This window comes from Pseudomonadota bacterium (assembly GCA_030859565.1).
Taxonomy (GTDB): domain Bacteria; phylum Pseudomonadota; class Gammaproteobacteria; order JACCXJ01; family JACCXJ01; genus USCg-Taylor.
In genome coordinates, this window is the sequence record JALZJW010000027.1 from 20,477 (window position 1) to 35,098 (window position 14,622).

The 14,622-nt window shown below is 63.9% G+C and carries 9 protein-coding genes and 1 pseudogene; 7 read left to right on the forward strand and 3 right to left on the reverse strand.

Translation table 11 applies throughout. From position 1 onward, the window contains the following. Window positions 1–345: 345 nt before the first annotated feature. The 4 genes and pseudogenes from M3436_06035 (at window position 346) to M3436_06050 (ending at window position 5,738) form a co-directional block, all read left to right on the forward strand. The gene (locus tag M3436_06035; GenBank protein ID MDQ3563702.1) at window positions 346–972 is read left to right on the forward strand and encodes a TetR/AcrR family transcriptional regulator; all 627 of its coding nucleotides are present in this window, start codon (window positions 346–348) and stop codon (window positions 970–972) included. Continuing rightward, window positions 969–2,081, forward strand: coding sequence for an efflux RND transporter periplasmic adaptor subunit (locus tag M3436_06040; protein MDQ3563703.1), 1,113 nt, complete (start codon window positions 969–971; stop codon window positions 2,079–2,081). Before M3436_06035 ends, M3436_06040 begins: the two co-directional genes overlap by 4 nt. Before the next feature lie 41 nt (window positions 2,082–2,122). Further along, window positions 2,123–5,200, forward strand: coding sequence for an efflux RND transporter permease subunit (locus M3436_06045; protein ID MDQ3563704.1), 3,078 nt, complete (start codon window positions 2,123–2,125; stop codon window positions 5,198–5,200). Between the two features lie 64 nt (window positions 5,201–5,264). After that, window positions 5,265–5,738, forward strand: a pseudogene (locus M3436_06050) (helix-turn-helix domain-containing protein). Between the two features lie 81 nt (window positions 5,739–5,819). On the opposite strand, the gene M3436_06055 reads toward M3436_06050, so the two are convergent. After that, window positions 5,820–6,560 (reverse strand): TonB-dependent receptor, encoded by a 741-nt coding sequence (locus M3436_06055; protein ID MDQ3563705.1) that lies wholly within the window; start codon window positions 6,558–6,560, stop codon window positions 5,820–5,822. 594 nt (window positions 6,561–7,154) lie between these two features. After that, on the reverse strand, window positions 7,155–7,985 hold the full coding sequence (locus tag M3436_06060) for a Plug domain-containing protein (protein MDQ3563706.1): 831 nt from the start codon (window positions 7,983–7,985) through the stop codon (window positions 7,155–7,157). Between the two features lie 469 nt (window positions 7,986–8,454). Between M3436_06060 and M3436_06065 the strand changes: the two genes are divergently transcribed. Together M3436_06065 and lon are read left to right on the forward strand one after the other, a co-directional pair. Further along, window positions 8,455–10,014 carry an SLC13 family permease gene (locus tag M3436_06065; protein ID MDQ3563707.1) on the forward strand — a complete coding sequence of 520 codons (1,560 nt, stop codon included), beginning with the start codon at window positions 8,455–8,457 and terminating at the stop codon, window positions 10,012–10,014. A gap of 81 nt (window positions 10,015–10,095) precedes the next feature. After that, window positions 10,096–12,432 carry an endopeptidase La gene (lon, locus tag M3436_06070; GenBank protein ID MDQ3563708.1) on the forward strand — a complete coding sequence of 779 codons (2,337 nt, stop codon included), beginning with the start codon at window positions 10,096–10,098 and terminating at the stop codon, window positions 12,430–12,432. Here lon and M3436_06075 read toward each other — a convergent pair. Continuing rightward, complete coding sequence (locus tag M3436_06075) at window positions 12,429–13,934, reverse strand: phenylacetate--CoA ligase family protein (GenBank protein ID MDQ3563709.1); 1,506 nt, start codon at window positions 13,932–13,934, stop codon at window positions 12,429–12,431. The two genes, lon and M3436_06075, sit on opposite strands and share 4 nt — an antisense overlap. A gap of 211 nt (window positions 13,935–14,145) precedes the next feature. Here M3436_06075 and M3436_06080 point away from each other — a divergent pair, with 211 nt between their 5' ends. After that, window positions 14,146–14,430 (forward strand): type II toxin-antitoxin system RelE/ParE family toxin, encoded by a 285-nt coding sequence (locus tag M3436_06080; protein ID MDQ3563710.1) that lies wholly within the window; start codon window positions 14,146–14,148, stop codon window positions 14,428–14,430. The last annotated feature ends 192 nt before the right edge of the window (window positions 14,431–14,622 follow it).

A 14,622-nucleotide genomic window follows, 5' to 3' on the forward strand; every position in this document is an offset into this window, starting at 1 on the left:
CCGGCTCGGAGGCCAAGCCGCTCGCGGAGACCAGGCTGGAAGGCTACCGCCGGTTCTGGGTACGGTCAAGAGCACGGTAGAGAACAGAGAGAGAAAAATGCCTACGATTTCCCGAGCAGCGGCTGGGCGAGCTGCTGGACTAAACCGTCAGGTGCTGCCTGACAACGGTTGGTCCTGCAAGCCTGTCGCGTTGGGTAGGCCCGTTGTCGATCTGGGGCTCTACCAAGCGACTATATAGCGTGTCTCGGTGAGAAGAAGGCAACCGCGGGCGCCACGCCCACGTGGACAGAAGAAAGACCGTCCGGACGGTTGACAACTGACCGTCCGGACGGTATCGTTTGCCCCATGGAACGAGCGAACGCCAACAAGCTGCTGGACACTCTGCTGGACGCCGCGGAAGCGGTGGTCGTGCGCCAGGGGATCGCCAACCTGACGCTCGACGCCGTCGCCGCCGAGGCGGGCATGAGCAAGGGCGGTCTGCTGCATCACTTCCCGAGCAAGGACCGCCTCGTCGAAGCGCTGGTCACACGCTCCGCGGACAATTGGCGAGCGTGTTACATGGGGGCTTATGAGCGGACTCCGGAAGGACCCGGACGCATGGCGCGGGCCCTCCTGGACCACTGCCTCTCGGATGCCCAATGCTGGACAGGAGAGCTCCAGCGCAGCTCGTCAGCGTGTTTTGCGGCCTTGGCGCAAAACCCCTCCCTGATCGAGCCGATGCGCGCAGTCTATAGCGATCTCCATCGGCGCGTCGCGGAGGACGGTCTGCCTCCGGGTGTCGGCGAGGCCGTCGCCGCGGCGATCGACGGGTTGTGGCTCTACTGGGTGCTGGGGCTGGCTCCGGTGAATCAAGACCTAGTGGTTCGGGTTCGGACTGCGCTGGAGGACATGCTCGCGCGATCGCGGTCGGTGCGCTCGGCGCCCAAGACCAAGGTCTCCGCCGCCAAACTCTCAGGAGGTCACCGCTCATGAATCGCCGTGGCTGGATCGGATCCTCTCTGCTGCTCGCGACTGTCGTCGGGACCGGCGGCAGCCTCGCCGCGTGGAAGTACGCGTCTATTCAAGAAACAGACGCGGTCTCTGCGAACCAGCCCGAGCCGATAGAATCGGTGACGGTCGCCGTCGCGAAGGAACGCGAGCACGGCCGGACGACGACGTCGATCGGGACAGTCTTGGCATTGCGCTCGATCACCCTGCGCAACGAGCGCCCCGGCACCGTCCGCCAGGTCATGCTCACGCCTGGGCAAGTCGTCGACAAGGGGACCGTGCTGGTCGCCCTCGACGTCTCTGTCGAGGAGGCCGAGTTGAAGGCGCAGAAGGCGCAGGCCGCCCTCGCCGAGACGATGCTCCGCCGCATGCATCGCCTCGGCCAGAACCGTGTCGCGTCCGAGACGGACGTGGATCGTGCGCGTGCGGAGCGCGACGTCGCGCTGGCGCAGATCGCGCGCACCCAGGCGGTCATGGCCCGCAAGACGATTCGCGCACCGTTCCGCGCGCGCGTGGGTATGGCGGACCTGCACCCCGGCCAATACCTGGAAGAGGGCACTCAGCTTACGACCTTGCAAGGCGTCGACGACGCGGTGCATGTAGACTTCTCGGTCCCGCAGCTCGTCGCCGCGGGCCTGCGCGCGGGCGACAGCGTTGACGTTTTCGCGACCAGGGACGGGGACCCCATCGCGGCGAAGACCGTCGCAGTCGACGCGCGCATCGACCCCTCGACCCGCAACGCCATGGTGCGCGCGCGGATCGAGGGCGCCGCTAACGTGCCTGCACCGGGCGCCTCAGTGCGCGTCAGAATTCCGGTCGGCCCGCCGCGCATGGCCATCGCCGTCCCCGCGAGCGCGCTGCGCAAGGGACCAGGCGGAGACCACGTGTTCGTGCTCGCGCCGGACAAGGAGGGCAAACTCCGAGTGCGTCTGCGGGCTGTGCAGAGCGGGGCGATGCTCGGCGACGAGGTCGTGATTCACGAGGGACTCTCGGCCGGCGAGCAGGTGGCCGCTTCGGGATCTTTCAAGTTGAGCGAGGGGACACTCGTCGCGATCGCGAGCGACGCCGCAGCGGTCGCGAGTAGGGTCAGATGATCGGCTGACGCAGAAAGAGGACAGGCCATAAGGACATCGACATGCGCTCGTTCACCGACCTCTTCATCAAACACCCCGTACTGGCGGTGGTCGTCAATCTCGTCATCGTGCTGGTGGGTGCGCGAGCGTTGCTTACCCTTCCGGTACAGCAGTTTCCGAGCATCGAAAGCTCCTCCGTGGTGATCACGACGGTCTACACCGGCGCCAGTGCCGAAACCGTCCGCGGGTTTCTCACCACGCCGATCGAGCGCGTCGTGTCGGCGATCAGTGGTGTTGACTACCTCGAGTCCACCAGCCGAGCCGGCGTGAGCACCATCACCGTGCGCCTGAAGCTCAACCACGACAGCACGGCGGCGCTCGCGGAAGTGACCGCGCGCCTGCAGCAGGTTCGCTCCGAGCTGCCGCAGGAAGCCGAGCCGCCGGTGGTGGAAGTGCAGCGCGCCGATCGGCCGTACGCGACGTTTTATATCGGCTTCACATCGACCGAGCGGAATCTCCCCGCGCTGACGGACTGGCTTTCGCGCACCTTGCAGCCACAGCTCTCGACCTTGCATGGCGTGCAACGCGTCAGCTTCGAGGGCAGCCAGGCGATCGCGATGCGCGTCTGGCTCGATCCCGATCGCCTCGCCGCGCTGAATCTCTCGCCCGGCGACGTGCATGCGGCGCTACAGCGCAACAACTACCTCGCCGCGGTCGGCCAGACGAAGGGCAACCTCGTCCAGGTCAATCTCCTCGCGAACACCGACCTGCGCGGCCAGAAGGAATTCGAGAACCTGATCGTCGCCGATCGCGACGGGGCGACGGTGCGGCTCTCCGATGTGGCGCGGGTGGAGCTCGGCGCCGAGGAAGCCGCCATGGTCGCCAAGTACAAGGGCCGTGAGAGCGTCTATCTGGGAGTCTGGCCGCTGCCCGGTTCGAACGAGATCGAAGTTGCGCGGGGGTTGCGCGAGGAGATGGAACGCATCCGGCCGACGCTGCCCGCGGACATCGGCATGCGTCTGGTCTGGGACGGTACGATGTTCATGCGGGAAGCGCTCAAGGAGATCACGAAAACACTCGGCGAGACGATCGCGATCGTCGCGTTCATCGTGTTCCTGTTCATGGGTTCGGTCCGCACCGCCCTCGTGCCGCTCGTCGCGATGCCGGTCTCTCTCATCGGCGCCGCCATCGTCATGATCGCGTCCGGCTTCAGCCTGAACCTGCTGACGATTCTCGCTATCGTGCTGTCGGTCGGCCTGGTGGTCGACGACGCCATCGTGATCGTCGAGAACGTCGAGCGGCACGTGCGTCTGGGCAAGTCGCGGAGCGAAGCCGCATTGATCGGCGCTCGCGAGCTGCGCGGCCCGATCATCGCGATGACCATCACGCTCGCGACGGTGTACACGCCGATCGCATTCCAGGGGGGCCTGACCGGTTCGCTGTTCCTGGAGTTTGCGATCACGCTCGCTGCCGCGGTCGTGGTGTCGGGCTTCGTCGCGCTCACTCTCTCGCCGGTGATGAGTTCGCGCTTCGTGCATGCGCACGGCAAGGAAGGCCGGCTGACCGCATGGGTCAACCGCGGCTTCGAATACGTCAGCCGCGGATACGCATGGATGCTCGATGTGGCGCTCGGAATGCGCTGGGCGATCGTGGTGGCGGCTCTGCTGGTCACGGCGGCGGCCTGGCCGCTATACACGTTCTCGCGCCAGGAGCTCGCACCCGTCGAGGATCAGAGCCACATCAGTCTGTTCTTCGAGGCCGCGCCCGACTCGACGCTGGCCGCAACCAACCGCGAATCGCTTGAGGTCGAGCGCGCCATCGCCGCGTTTCCCGAAACCGACTTCATGTGGTCACTGACCGCGGCGTGGGGCGGTTTCGGGGGTCTGGTCGCCAAGGACTGGACGCAGCGCGAGCGCTCGACCGAGGAGATGTTCGGCGAGGTGTACGACGCCGTTTCGCAGATCCCCGGCCTGCGCGTATTCCCGCGCCTGGACCCGCCGCTGCCCACGCCCGGTCAGTACGACGTCGAGCTCGTATTGCAGAGCGACGTGCCGCCCGAGCAGATGCTGGAGACGGCCGCGGCAGTGCTCGACGCCGGTTGGAAGAGCGGCAAGTTCTTGTACGTCGACACGGACCTGAAGATCGACCTACCCGAGGCTAGAGTCGTGCTCGATCGCGAGCGCATCGCCGATCTCGGGCTCGATCTCGCCGGCGTCGGTCAGGAGCTCGGCACGCTGCTCGGCGGCGATTACGTGAACCGGTTCAATTTCTTCGATCGCAGCTACAAGGTGATCCCGCAGATCGGCCAAGAGGACCGGGCGACGCTCGGCCCGCTGCTCGACCTCAAGATCAAGACGCCGGACGGCCAGCTCGTGCCCGTATCGACGTTCGCGCACGTGGAGACGAGCACTGCGCCGCGCACGCTCAACCGCTTCCAACAACGCAACGCCGTGCGCATTTTCGGCGGCGTTAATCCCGGCGTGACCAAGGAAGAGGGGCTGCGCGTCCTCGAGACCGCTGCGGCAGCCGGTGGTCCGAACGTCGTTCTCGATCACGCCGGGGAGTCGCGGCAGATCCGCCACGAGGGCTCGGCACTCACAGTGACGCTCGGCTTCTCGGTGGTTCTCATTTATCTGGTGCTCGCGGCGCAATTCCAAAGCTTTCGCGATCCGCTGATCGTGCTGCTCGGGTCGGTGCCGCTGGCGATCTCGGGTGCGCTTGCCTTTACCTTCATCGATCTCACCACGATCAACATCTACTCGCAGGTCGGACTCATCACGCTCGTGGGGCTGATCGCCAAGAACGGCATCCTCATCGTGGAATTCGCGAACACGCTGCAGTCCCGCGGCCTCTCGAAAGTGGCCGCGCTGCGCGAAGCGTCATTGACGCGGTTGCGACCGGTGCTCATGACCTCGACGGCGACCGTCTTTGGCCACTTCCCGCTGGTGCTTGTGTCGGGGCCGGGAGCGGCGGCCCGCAACAGCATCGGGATCGTGCTGGTCGCAGGCATGATCGTCGGCACGCTGTTCACCCTGTTCATCGTCCCGGTGTTCTATTCGCTGATCGCGGCGCATCACCGCCCGAGCCCACGTGCGGCAGCGCCTTCCTTGGCGAGCGCGCCGGCGGAGGTCATCCCGTGACTAGTGGCCCATGTGGGAGAACTCGAGGCTCGGGTAGGTGACCGCACAGGGACGCTGGAAGATCCTGGAGGATTTGGCAAAACATGTCGGAGTGAGCACCTATTACTTCCACCGCGTTTTTAAGAAGGTCACGGGATTGACGCCCAGGGCGTACGCGGGAGCGCATCGCGCCAAGCGTGTGAGAGCTGAGCTCGCTCGGCGCGCTACGGTGACTGAGGCGATCTACGGCCGCGCCGGTGGCGCCAATACGGAGGTACGCTTCGCCATCGGCGAGTGCTCCCTCGGGTCTATCCTCGTCGCTTAAAGCGAGCGCGGTGTTTGTGCCATTCTCCTGGGCGATGATCCCCAATTGGCGCGCGATCTACAAGACCGGTTCCCGCGAGCCAACGTGATTGGCGGCGACACCGAGTTCGAGCAGGTGGTGGCCAAAGTCGTGTCGTGGGCTTCGTGGAAGCGCCTAGACCTGGGACTCGACCTGCCGCTCGATGTGCGCGGCACCGCGTTCCAGCAGCGCGTTTGGCAAGCTCTGCGGGAGATCGCCAAGGTACGGGCCCTATTTCCTAATCTCTTTTCTCTAGATTACTCAGCGCCCTACTAAACGTTTCAGCTATCGCTATGACTAGAACGATAGGCCCAGGGTGACCCGCACCGAACGCGGCTCGACGGGATGGAAATGGATGTCGTTCACGCCCGCGGCGGACTCTCCCGGTAGCCGCGAGGCGTAGAAATACTCGACGTCGCTGTCCTCGGAATCGAGGAGGTTGAAAATCTCGATGCCGAGGCGCAGGTCGTCGCGGAGCTTGTAGCCGATGTCGGCGTTGAGGAGCGTGGTGGATGAGGAGCGCACGCTGTCGTCCTCGATGAGGGGCCTTGGCCCGAAATAACGCACCCGGAGCCCCCCGAAGAAACCCTTGAGGTCGTCGATCGTGACTCCGGCCGCGATCACCGTCTCGATGGCGCCCGGGATGTGATCCCCCGCGGCGTCATCGTCGGAAAATCGCGCTTTGGAGAAGGAGAAGTCGGCATCGAATGTGAGCCAGGGCAGCGGGCGGTAGTAATTGGTCCACTCCACCCCGTAGCGGCGGCTCGGGCGGCCGGCCTCGGTGGTACCCGCATCGCCGATGAATAGCAGCTCGGAATCGAGCTCGAGGAGCCAGAACGACAAGGTGCTGTCGAGGTCCGGGACCAGCGCGGTGCGCACGCCCACATCGAAACCCTCGGCCTGCACCAGCGGGTCGACGGGCTGGACCGGCTCGCCGCTCTTGGGGTCCAACGTGATGGTGGTGCCGCGGCCGTCGTTGCTGTGGAAGCCATAGCCCAGGTTGATGTAGTACTCGGTATCGAACCAGGGACCGAAGATGAGGCTGAGCTTAGGGTTCGGAGCCCGTCGCTGGCGGTACCGGAGTTGCGCGGGTCGTCCGAATCGACATCGAAGGCGTAGAAATCACCCCGAAGACCGGCCACGGTGCGAAACTTCGGGTGCCAGCGGGTGCGGTTCTGGAGATAAGGTGAGACGCTCACCTGATCCACGCGGTCTTTCCGTACGGTCTGGAGCCGCCGGCGTTCGCGGGTGTTGAAGAGCCCGACGCTCCCGATGTCGTCATAGCGGATCTGCAAGCCCACGGTGTTCTCGATGTCGAGCCCGCCCCAGGTGGGAAACCAGGAATGGTGGCCGGAGAGGCCATACACATGGCGTTGGTCCTCCTGCTCGAACTGGTCGCCGTTCACCGGATCATCGAGAAAGAAGGTGAAGTTCGAGAAGAGGTTCAGCCCATAGTCGAGGAAATAGCCGTGGACATGGGTGGCGCTGTCCGCGGCGCTCCGCCGCCATTCCCCGGAGGCGCTGTAGCGATGGGTGTGGCCGCCGTCGCTGGTATCCAAAGCACCGAAGCGCCCGATGTCGCCGCTGTCCACGGCGCGGCGCGGTGCCTGATCGGTGGCGTTCCAGTCTCCGCTATAGCCCATGGCGGTCAGGTTGAAACCGTTGAGCGCATCGCCCCGGCTGTAGCGCAGCACCCCTGTAACGTCGATACTCGTCGGGATGGTCCCAGGGACCGTCGTTGTCGAAGACCTCGAAGGCGCCGAGCACCTGCCCGGCCGCGAGCGCGGTCGAGCCGGCCATGAGGCCGCGATAGTAGTCGTAGCTGCCGCCGGTGAACTGGACCAGCGCACGCGGGAGCGTATTCGCATAGTCGATGCGGGCCGCGCCGGCCGCCGAGAAATCCCCCTCGTCGGCATAGTACGGCCCCTTGCGGTAGTCGATGCCGCCGATGATTTCCGGGATCACGAAATTCAGATCGGTGTAGCCCTGGCCGTGGCCGTGGGTGGGTAAATTCACAGGGATCCCGGCGACCGAGGTCGCGAAGTCGGTGCCATGGTCCAAGTTGAATCCCCGGAGAAAGAACTGGTTGGCCTTGCCGGCCCCCGAGTGCTGGGTGATGATCACCCCCGGTACGGTCTCCAGGACCTCGCCGGGGCGCAGGAGCGGGCGCGACTCGATCTGCTCGGGACCCACCCGGCCTGCAGTCGCCGAGTCGCCGATCCCGATGAGGGAATCGTAGCGCTCGGTGACCTCGATGGGCGGGAGCTGCACGGGCTCATCCCCACGGGCGGCCCACGGCATGAGGTTGAGGACTAGCCAAACATATTTGAGATTACGGGTACCTCTCCAAGGTCCCTGTCCCTCCGGGAGAGGGACTGTCTTTTTCTCCCTCTCCCGCCGGGAGAGGGTTGGGGTGAGGGGATCAAAATCATCGACGAAAGTGTTTGATTTGATTCCGCTCATCCTTGCACCCTCGGCGCGCCAAGCAGGGCCGCCTTCGGCCCCGGCCAGCTTCGCTGGCGCTCGGGTACTCGCCCCTGGCCCTGGCTCTCTCCCTGAGGGGAAGGGATTCCCAGACTTGCTGAAGTGATTCTGTACGGCATCGGATATGTGAGAATCTAACAGCCAGAAGAGGCGCCGTGAGCTGGCTCCCGCCAAGACCCAGTCGTCGCCATGGCGTAGAGCTTATCCACGGAGAGATGTCCTCGATCGTTCCATTCACGTCGACCTTTTGGTCAGCTTTCACGGGTCGGTGCTCCTTTTCGGTTGTTGTAGGCGCAGTTGGATATCGATCATACGTTTCTCGAAGCGATCTGGATGTGGCCATGAAACCGGCGGTCAGGGTCCTGCCATGGTGCCTGCCGCTTTTTCGTGAGGCTTCCCGTAGAACCAACTCATTTGCTTGGATCCTCGCAGTCGGTACACTTTACGGGTGCCCTTCACAATAAGACAACGCATCGGGCTCGCCTTGGGGCCGGTTCTGTTCTTGGCCTTGGGCTTAACGGCCGGAGGGCTCGGCGGCCCGGCCCGGTGGACGGCGGCGGCGGTGGTCTGGATGGTGATCTGGTGGATCACGGAGCCTGTGCCGCTGTGGCTCACGGCCTGTATTCCTCTGGTGGTCTTTCCTCTTTGCGGCACGGCAGCGCTGCCCGCGGTGCTGTTGCAGTACTTCGATCCGATCAATTTCCTGTTTCTTGGCGGCATGATGATCGCGGCCTCCATGCAGCAATGGGGATTGCATCGGCGGATTGCGCTCGCCATCATCGCACGCGTCGGCAGTAGCCCGGCGCGCATCGTCCTGGGGTTTATGCTGGCCACGGGATTTATCAGCCTTTGGATCTCGAACACGGCCGCCACCATGATGATGTTCCCGATCGCCATGGCGGTGCTGCTCAATTTCGAAGAGACCCTCGGCCGCAACGATCCGGGACTAAGGCGCTTCGGTCTGGTCTTGATGTTAGGAGTTGCTTATGCCGCAAGCATCGGGGGCATGGGCACCAAGATCGGCACGGCCCCGAATCTGGTGTTCGTCAAACAGGCTGAGATGCACCTCGGCCATGATGTGGATTTCGTCACTTGGCTCAAAGCCGGATTGCCGGTGGTGCTGGTGGCCTTGCCGCTCGTCTGGTTATACCTGGTGCGCTGGGCGGTCCCGGTGCAGCGGACGGAATTGGTAGGCAACGCTGGCGAGGTGATCGCGGGCGCCCGTGCGCGTCTCGGCCCGATGAAGGCGGGAGAGTACGTCGCGCTCAGCGGCTTTCTGCTCGCGGCGTTCCTTTGGATCTTGCGTAAGGATATCGACCTCGGATCCATCACCATCCCGGGATGGTGGGGGTGGGTTTCCTTCGGTTGGGAAGACTGGATCGGGCGCCCGATCGAGAGTCTTCCCGCACCGCTTGCGCGGCTCTTGCGCCAGGACATGGGCGACGCGGCCGTGGCCATGGGAATCGGGATCATGCTCCTTCTTATCCCCGTGTCCATACGCCCTTTACGGTTTGGCTTGGCGCCGCGGCAGATGCGAACCCTTCCCTGGGGTATGCTGGTCTTGCTCGGGGGCGGTTTTGCGATGGCCTACGGGATGCAGGAAAGCGGACTCTCCACGTGGCTCGCGGGTCTCTTGAAAGGCGCGGATCCTGCCTCGCCATTGCTTTTATTTATTCTTGTATGTCTCTTCACCACGGCGTTGACGGAGGTGGCATCCAACACTGCGACGGCCAACATGCTTTTGCCGATTCTCGCCGCGGCGAGCGCGCCGAGTTTCGGGCTGCACCCGGCGCCCTTGATGCTCGCCGCGACCCTCGCGGCATCCTTGGGGTTCATGCTTCCGGCGGGGACTCCACCGAACGCGATCGTCTACTCGAGCGGCTACATCACCGTCGGGCAAATGGCACGGAGCGGCGTTCTCATCGACCTCACCGGCGCGCTTTTCATCGGAGTTCTGTGCTACTTCCTCGCGCCGTGGGCGCTTGGAGTGACCCGGCTCAGCCCTTAGAGCCGTCACGATGGCGCGTGCTCTTATAATCGCGTGTTTTTACCCCCATTTGTGTAGGTGCCGCGCAAACGAATTATTACTATGAACACACTGATCCCCGTCTTGCCGATCAAGAACAGCGTGCTCTTCCCCCACCTGGTGATGCCGCTCGCGGTAGGCCGGCCGGTCTCGGTTGCGGCAGTGGAGGCGGCGTTGATGCGTGAAGACAAGCTCATCGGAGTGTTCGCGCAGCGGCAACCATCGGTTGAGGAACCGGCGTTGACCGATTTGTATCCGATCGGAACGCTCGGGATCATCAAAAAGATAGCCCGGTCCGATGACGTCATTCAGATCGTCGTTCAGGGGACCCGGCGCGTGCAGGCGGGGGCCGTGGCGCACACGCATCCTTTTCTGAGTCTGGAGATTGGCGAAGTTCCGGAGCCCGAGGACAGCGGCGCGGAGGTCGAAGCCCTGCAGCGGGCGGTCTTGGATCTCGCCGGCAAGATGCTGCAGCTCGTGCAACCCCAGATCCAAACGAGCTTGAGCCATATCATTGCCGAAGTCGATGACCCCTTGCACCAGGTGTATTTGATCGGTTCCCTGTTGTCGCTGGAGGTGGAGAAGGAGCAGGCCTTGCTTGGAGCCATGTCGCGGCGGGAGGCGTTACGCCTGGCGCACGCGTATTTGAATCACGAGGTCCAGGTTCTCGAGATCAGGAACAAGATCGCCAGCGAGGCGCAATCGGAAATGACCCGCCAGCAGCGCGAATACCTACTGCGCCAGCAGTTGCGCGCGATCCAAGGGGAGCTTGGCGAGCAGAGTCCCGAGCAGAGCGAGGTAGCGGAGCTGCGCAAGCGCATGGAGGAAGCGCATCTTCCCGCGCTCGTCGAGAAAGAGGTCGAGAAAGAGCTCAAACGCCTCGATCGCATGCCCGCGTCGGCTCCCGATTACCAGATCGCGCGCAGTTACGTCGAGCTGACGCTCGAGCTCCCGTGGAGCAAGGCCACGACCGATATTTACGATCTCGGCCGGGCGCGCGAGATCCTGGATGCGGATCATTTCGATCTCAAGGAGGTCAAGGAACGCATCATCGAGCATCTGGCGGTCATGAAGCTCAATCCCGAGGCGCGCGCGCCGATTCTCTGCTTCGTGGGACCGCCGGGTGTGGGCAAGACCTCCTTGGGGCAGTCGATCGGCCGGGCCTTGGATCGGAAGTTCGAGCGCCTGTCCTTGGGCGGCCTGCACGATGAGGCCGAGCTGCGCGGCCACCGGCGCACCTATATCGGCGCCATGCCGGGACGCGTCATTCGGGCGATACGCCGCGCCGGGGTGAGAAACCCGCTCCTCATGCTCGATGAGGTCGATAAGCTCGGCCGCGATTATCGCGGCGATCCCTCGGCGGCCTTGATGGAGATTCTGGATCCCGCCCAAAACAACGCTTTTCTCGACAATTACCTGGATCTGCCTTTCGACCTCTCGCAGGTGTTTTTCATCACCACGGCCAACACCTTGGACAGTATCCCGCGGCCGCTCTTGGATCGCATGGAGACGCTGCGCCTCGCGGGTTACAGCGAGGAGGAGAAACGCGAGATCGCCCGCCGCTATCTCATCGGCCGCCAGATGAAGGAATCCGGACTCGGTGAAACGCAGATCACTCTTCCCGAGGAAACCTTGGCCTATGTGATCCGGCGCTATACCCGCGAGGCGGGGGTGCGCGAGCTCGAGCGGGTGCTCGGCCGGATCTGCCGCAAGATCGCCACGCGCGTGGCCGAAGGCGATACCCGTCCGGTGACGGTCCATCCTGAGGACCTATCCGAGCTTCTCGGACCGGAGCGCTTCTTCCCCGAGGCGGCCCGCCGGCAACTGGCGCCCGGCGTGGCCGCGGGTCTCGCCTGGACCGAGTCGGGGGGCGATGTGCTGTATGTAGAGACGGTGCTTCTGCCCGAGGGCAAGGATCTGGTGATGACGGGACAGCTCGGCAGCGTGATGCAGGAATCGGCCAAGGCCGCGCAGAGCTACATCGCATCGCGGGCGGGGGCTTTCGGGATAGCCGAGGCCACCCGTCAAAGCGGGGTGCACATCCATGTGCCGGCCGGGGCGATCCCGAAGGATGGGCCCTCGGCGGGCGTGACCATGGTGACGGCGCTGACCTCGCTTTACAATGCACGCCCGGTCCGCAGCGACACTGCCATGACCGGAGAGATCACCTTGAGCGGCCTGGTATTGCCGGTCGGAGGCGTGAAGGAAAAGATGCTCGCCGCGCACCGTGCCGGGATCAAACGCGTGATTTTGCCAAAGGAGAACGAAAAGGACCTGCGCGAATTGCCCGAGCAGGTCCGCAACGAAGTCGAGTTTATTCTGGCCGCCCGCATCGAGGAAGTGCTGTGCGCGGCCATCCCCGATCTGCCGCAACCGTTGCGCGCCGGCTGCGGTCCTTAACGCCGTGTGTAGCGGTGCTTCACGCCCGCCGGAAACCACTCCAGATCGCCAAGGGCTTTAAGCTCGATGTGCGGAAGTTGGGAAGCGGGCGGGACGTAGTTCGCGAATTCACTGTTCAAACGCCGTAGCTTGCGGACGATCACCCGGGCGGCCGCATCGCGGCGTTCGCCGCTCGCCGTCTCGCCGGGAGCGAGCTCGATGACGATCGCGAGGAAACGATTCTTGTCTTCATCCTCGCGCGCTTGCATGACGAATTTTCCCGTGACCCATTCCCGGATTTCTGTCTGCTCCAGCCCGACGCTAACGTTCTCGGGATAGATGTTGGCGCCGAAATAGGAGATCACGAAGTGCGAGCGCCCGAACACGAACGCGAAGGGGAGGGGACGGATCCCGCGGCCATCGCCCGGTTCGAGCGCCGCGAGCGGATCGAATTCCCACTCCTTGAGAAAGCGCAGCATCGCTGGATAGTCCACCAGCCCGCCCTCGTCCGAGATATGGTAACGAACGAGCGGGATCCCGTTGTCCCCGCTGAAGAGCAAGGTGCCTTCCGAGATCTCAAAGTAGCGCTGCAAGGGGTCGTATTGAACGAGGGTCGGCAAGCGCGGCTCGCCGAAGAGTTGCCGCGCCGCCTCGGGCGTGTCGGCCAAGAACCGCCGGATGCACACCGACAGCGGCGTCTCATTGCCCAAGACCCCGGCATCCGCCGTCCCATAGAGCGAGGCCGCATCACGGCAGTGGTCCATCGCGCCCGCGCGCTCGAGGACCAGCGCGCGCCATTCCTCGCTGAAAACCTCGCCGGCCAGGGCCAGCTTGATATTATAACGCGGCCAAGCGATGCCGCGCGCCCGTCCCGTATCGATCACGTCCTTGAGAAAGGGCGGATAGCCGAGCAGCGCGACCTGCTCGAAATTCGGGCCGAGGGCTTCGATGATGCGCAAGATCTCGTCTTTATTATTGCCCGGCGTGACCACCGTGAGGGGATAGCCCTTGGCGGCCAGGTGCCGGCAGCAGGCGGCGGTGTACATCCCGCCGACCCAGGTGCCGAGCGCGAAGCAGACCACGGCGAGGGTGAGGCGGGATTCGGCATGGAAACTATCGTGAAATACCTGCTCGAAGCGCACGGCGATCGCAAGCTCATCGGTGACGAAACGCGGCCAGAACGCCGGCGTGCCGGTCGAACCCGACGAGACGGCGATCATGTCGCAAGTGTCCAAGCGCCCGTACCGGCAAAGCGCCGCGAGCGGGTGCTTGGCGAGGTAATTTTGCTTGTTGGTCAAGGGCAGGGTCGCGAAATCTTCCGCGCGCCGAATCGATTCGGGCGCGACGCCCTGCTCCTCGAGAAACGCGCGGTAGGCCGGGACCGTGCGCGCGACGTCGTGGAAGAGCGCGAGCGCATGCTCGGCTGGCGTGGGGCGGTCGCCCAAAGCGAGTAAGCGCTCAAGCGGCGTGTCGATAAACGCCTGGAGAGCGTTCAACAATCGATCACGTTTTTCGTTCGCCATAGGTTAAGCATAGTCAGGGGGGCGTAGGGCTACGTTTGCATACGGATAGATCCCGCTGCCGCCCCCGTACTGAGCATTTTCAACCCTTCCCGCCTCGCGCGGCAAGCTCCCTATGCGTTCTTGCGAACAGGGCCTTCGCCGGTGAGCGTGAAGGAAGGGACCCCGCTTACTTACGCTTGCCGTAAGTCATAAATCCGGGTATGTTGACGCCATGATTCTGAGTTTCCGCGACAAGCGAACTCAGCAGTTCGCTGAGGGGAAACGAATCAAGGCGTTTGGCGGCTTCGAGCTGCAGGCGCACAAGCGCTTGCGGCTACTGCACCTGGCCCGTCATCTCCAAGCACTGCGGGCCTTGCCGGGAAATCGGCTGGAGGCGCTCAGCGCCGATCGCGCCGGTCAATACAGCATCCGCATCAATGAGCAGTGGCAGATTTGCTTCGAATGGCCGGACTGTGCTCCCGGCCCATCGAACGTTGAAATTGTAGATTACCACTAGGAGGCAACCATGAAGCTAGGTGGACCCGCCATTCATCCGGGCGAAATCCTGTCCGATGAATTGGCCGAAGTGGGTATCCACTTCGCGCAAGTGCCCCCTATGTGTTGTGGTCAAGCGATTTAGCTCTTCCCAGGAGGCTTCGGTATGGTGTGGGTGTGATGGTGGCGGCTTGCTGCATCAGACGGTAGAAAA

Bases quoted from the DNA above. Each gene is read 5' to 3' on its own strand.
- M3436_06035 (MDQ3563702.1), top strand. From the start codon at position 346: ATGGAACGAGCGAACGCCAACAAGCTGCTGGACACTCTGCTGGACGCC.
- M3436_06040 (MDQ3563703.1), top strand. From the start codon at position 969: ATGAATCGCCGTGGCTGGATCGGATCCTCTCTGCTGCTCGCGACTGTC.
- M3436_06045 (MDQ3563704.1), top strand. From the start codon at position 2,123: ATGCGCTCGTTCACCGACCTCTTCATCAAACACCCCGTACTGGCGGTG.
- M3436_06060 (MDQ3563706.1), bottom strand. From the start codon at position 7,985: ATGAGCGGAATCAAATCAAACACTTTCGTCGATGATTTTGATCCCCTC.
- lon (MDQ3563708.1), top strand. From the start codon at position 10,096: ATGAACACACTGATCCCCGTCTTGCCGATCAAGAACAGCGTGCTCTTC.
- M3436_06075 (MDQ3563709.1), bottom strand. From the start codon at position 13,934: ATGGCGAACGAAAAACGTGATCGATTGTTGAACGCTCTCCAGGCGTTT.
- M3436_06080 (MDQ3563710.1), top strand. From the start codon at position 14,146: ATGATTCTGAGTTTCCGCGACAAGCGAACTCAGCAGTTCGCTGAGGGG.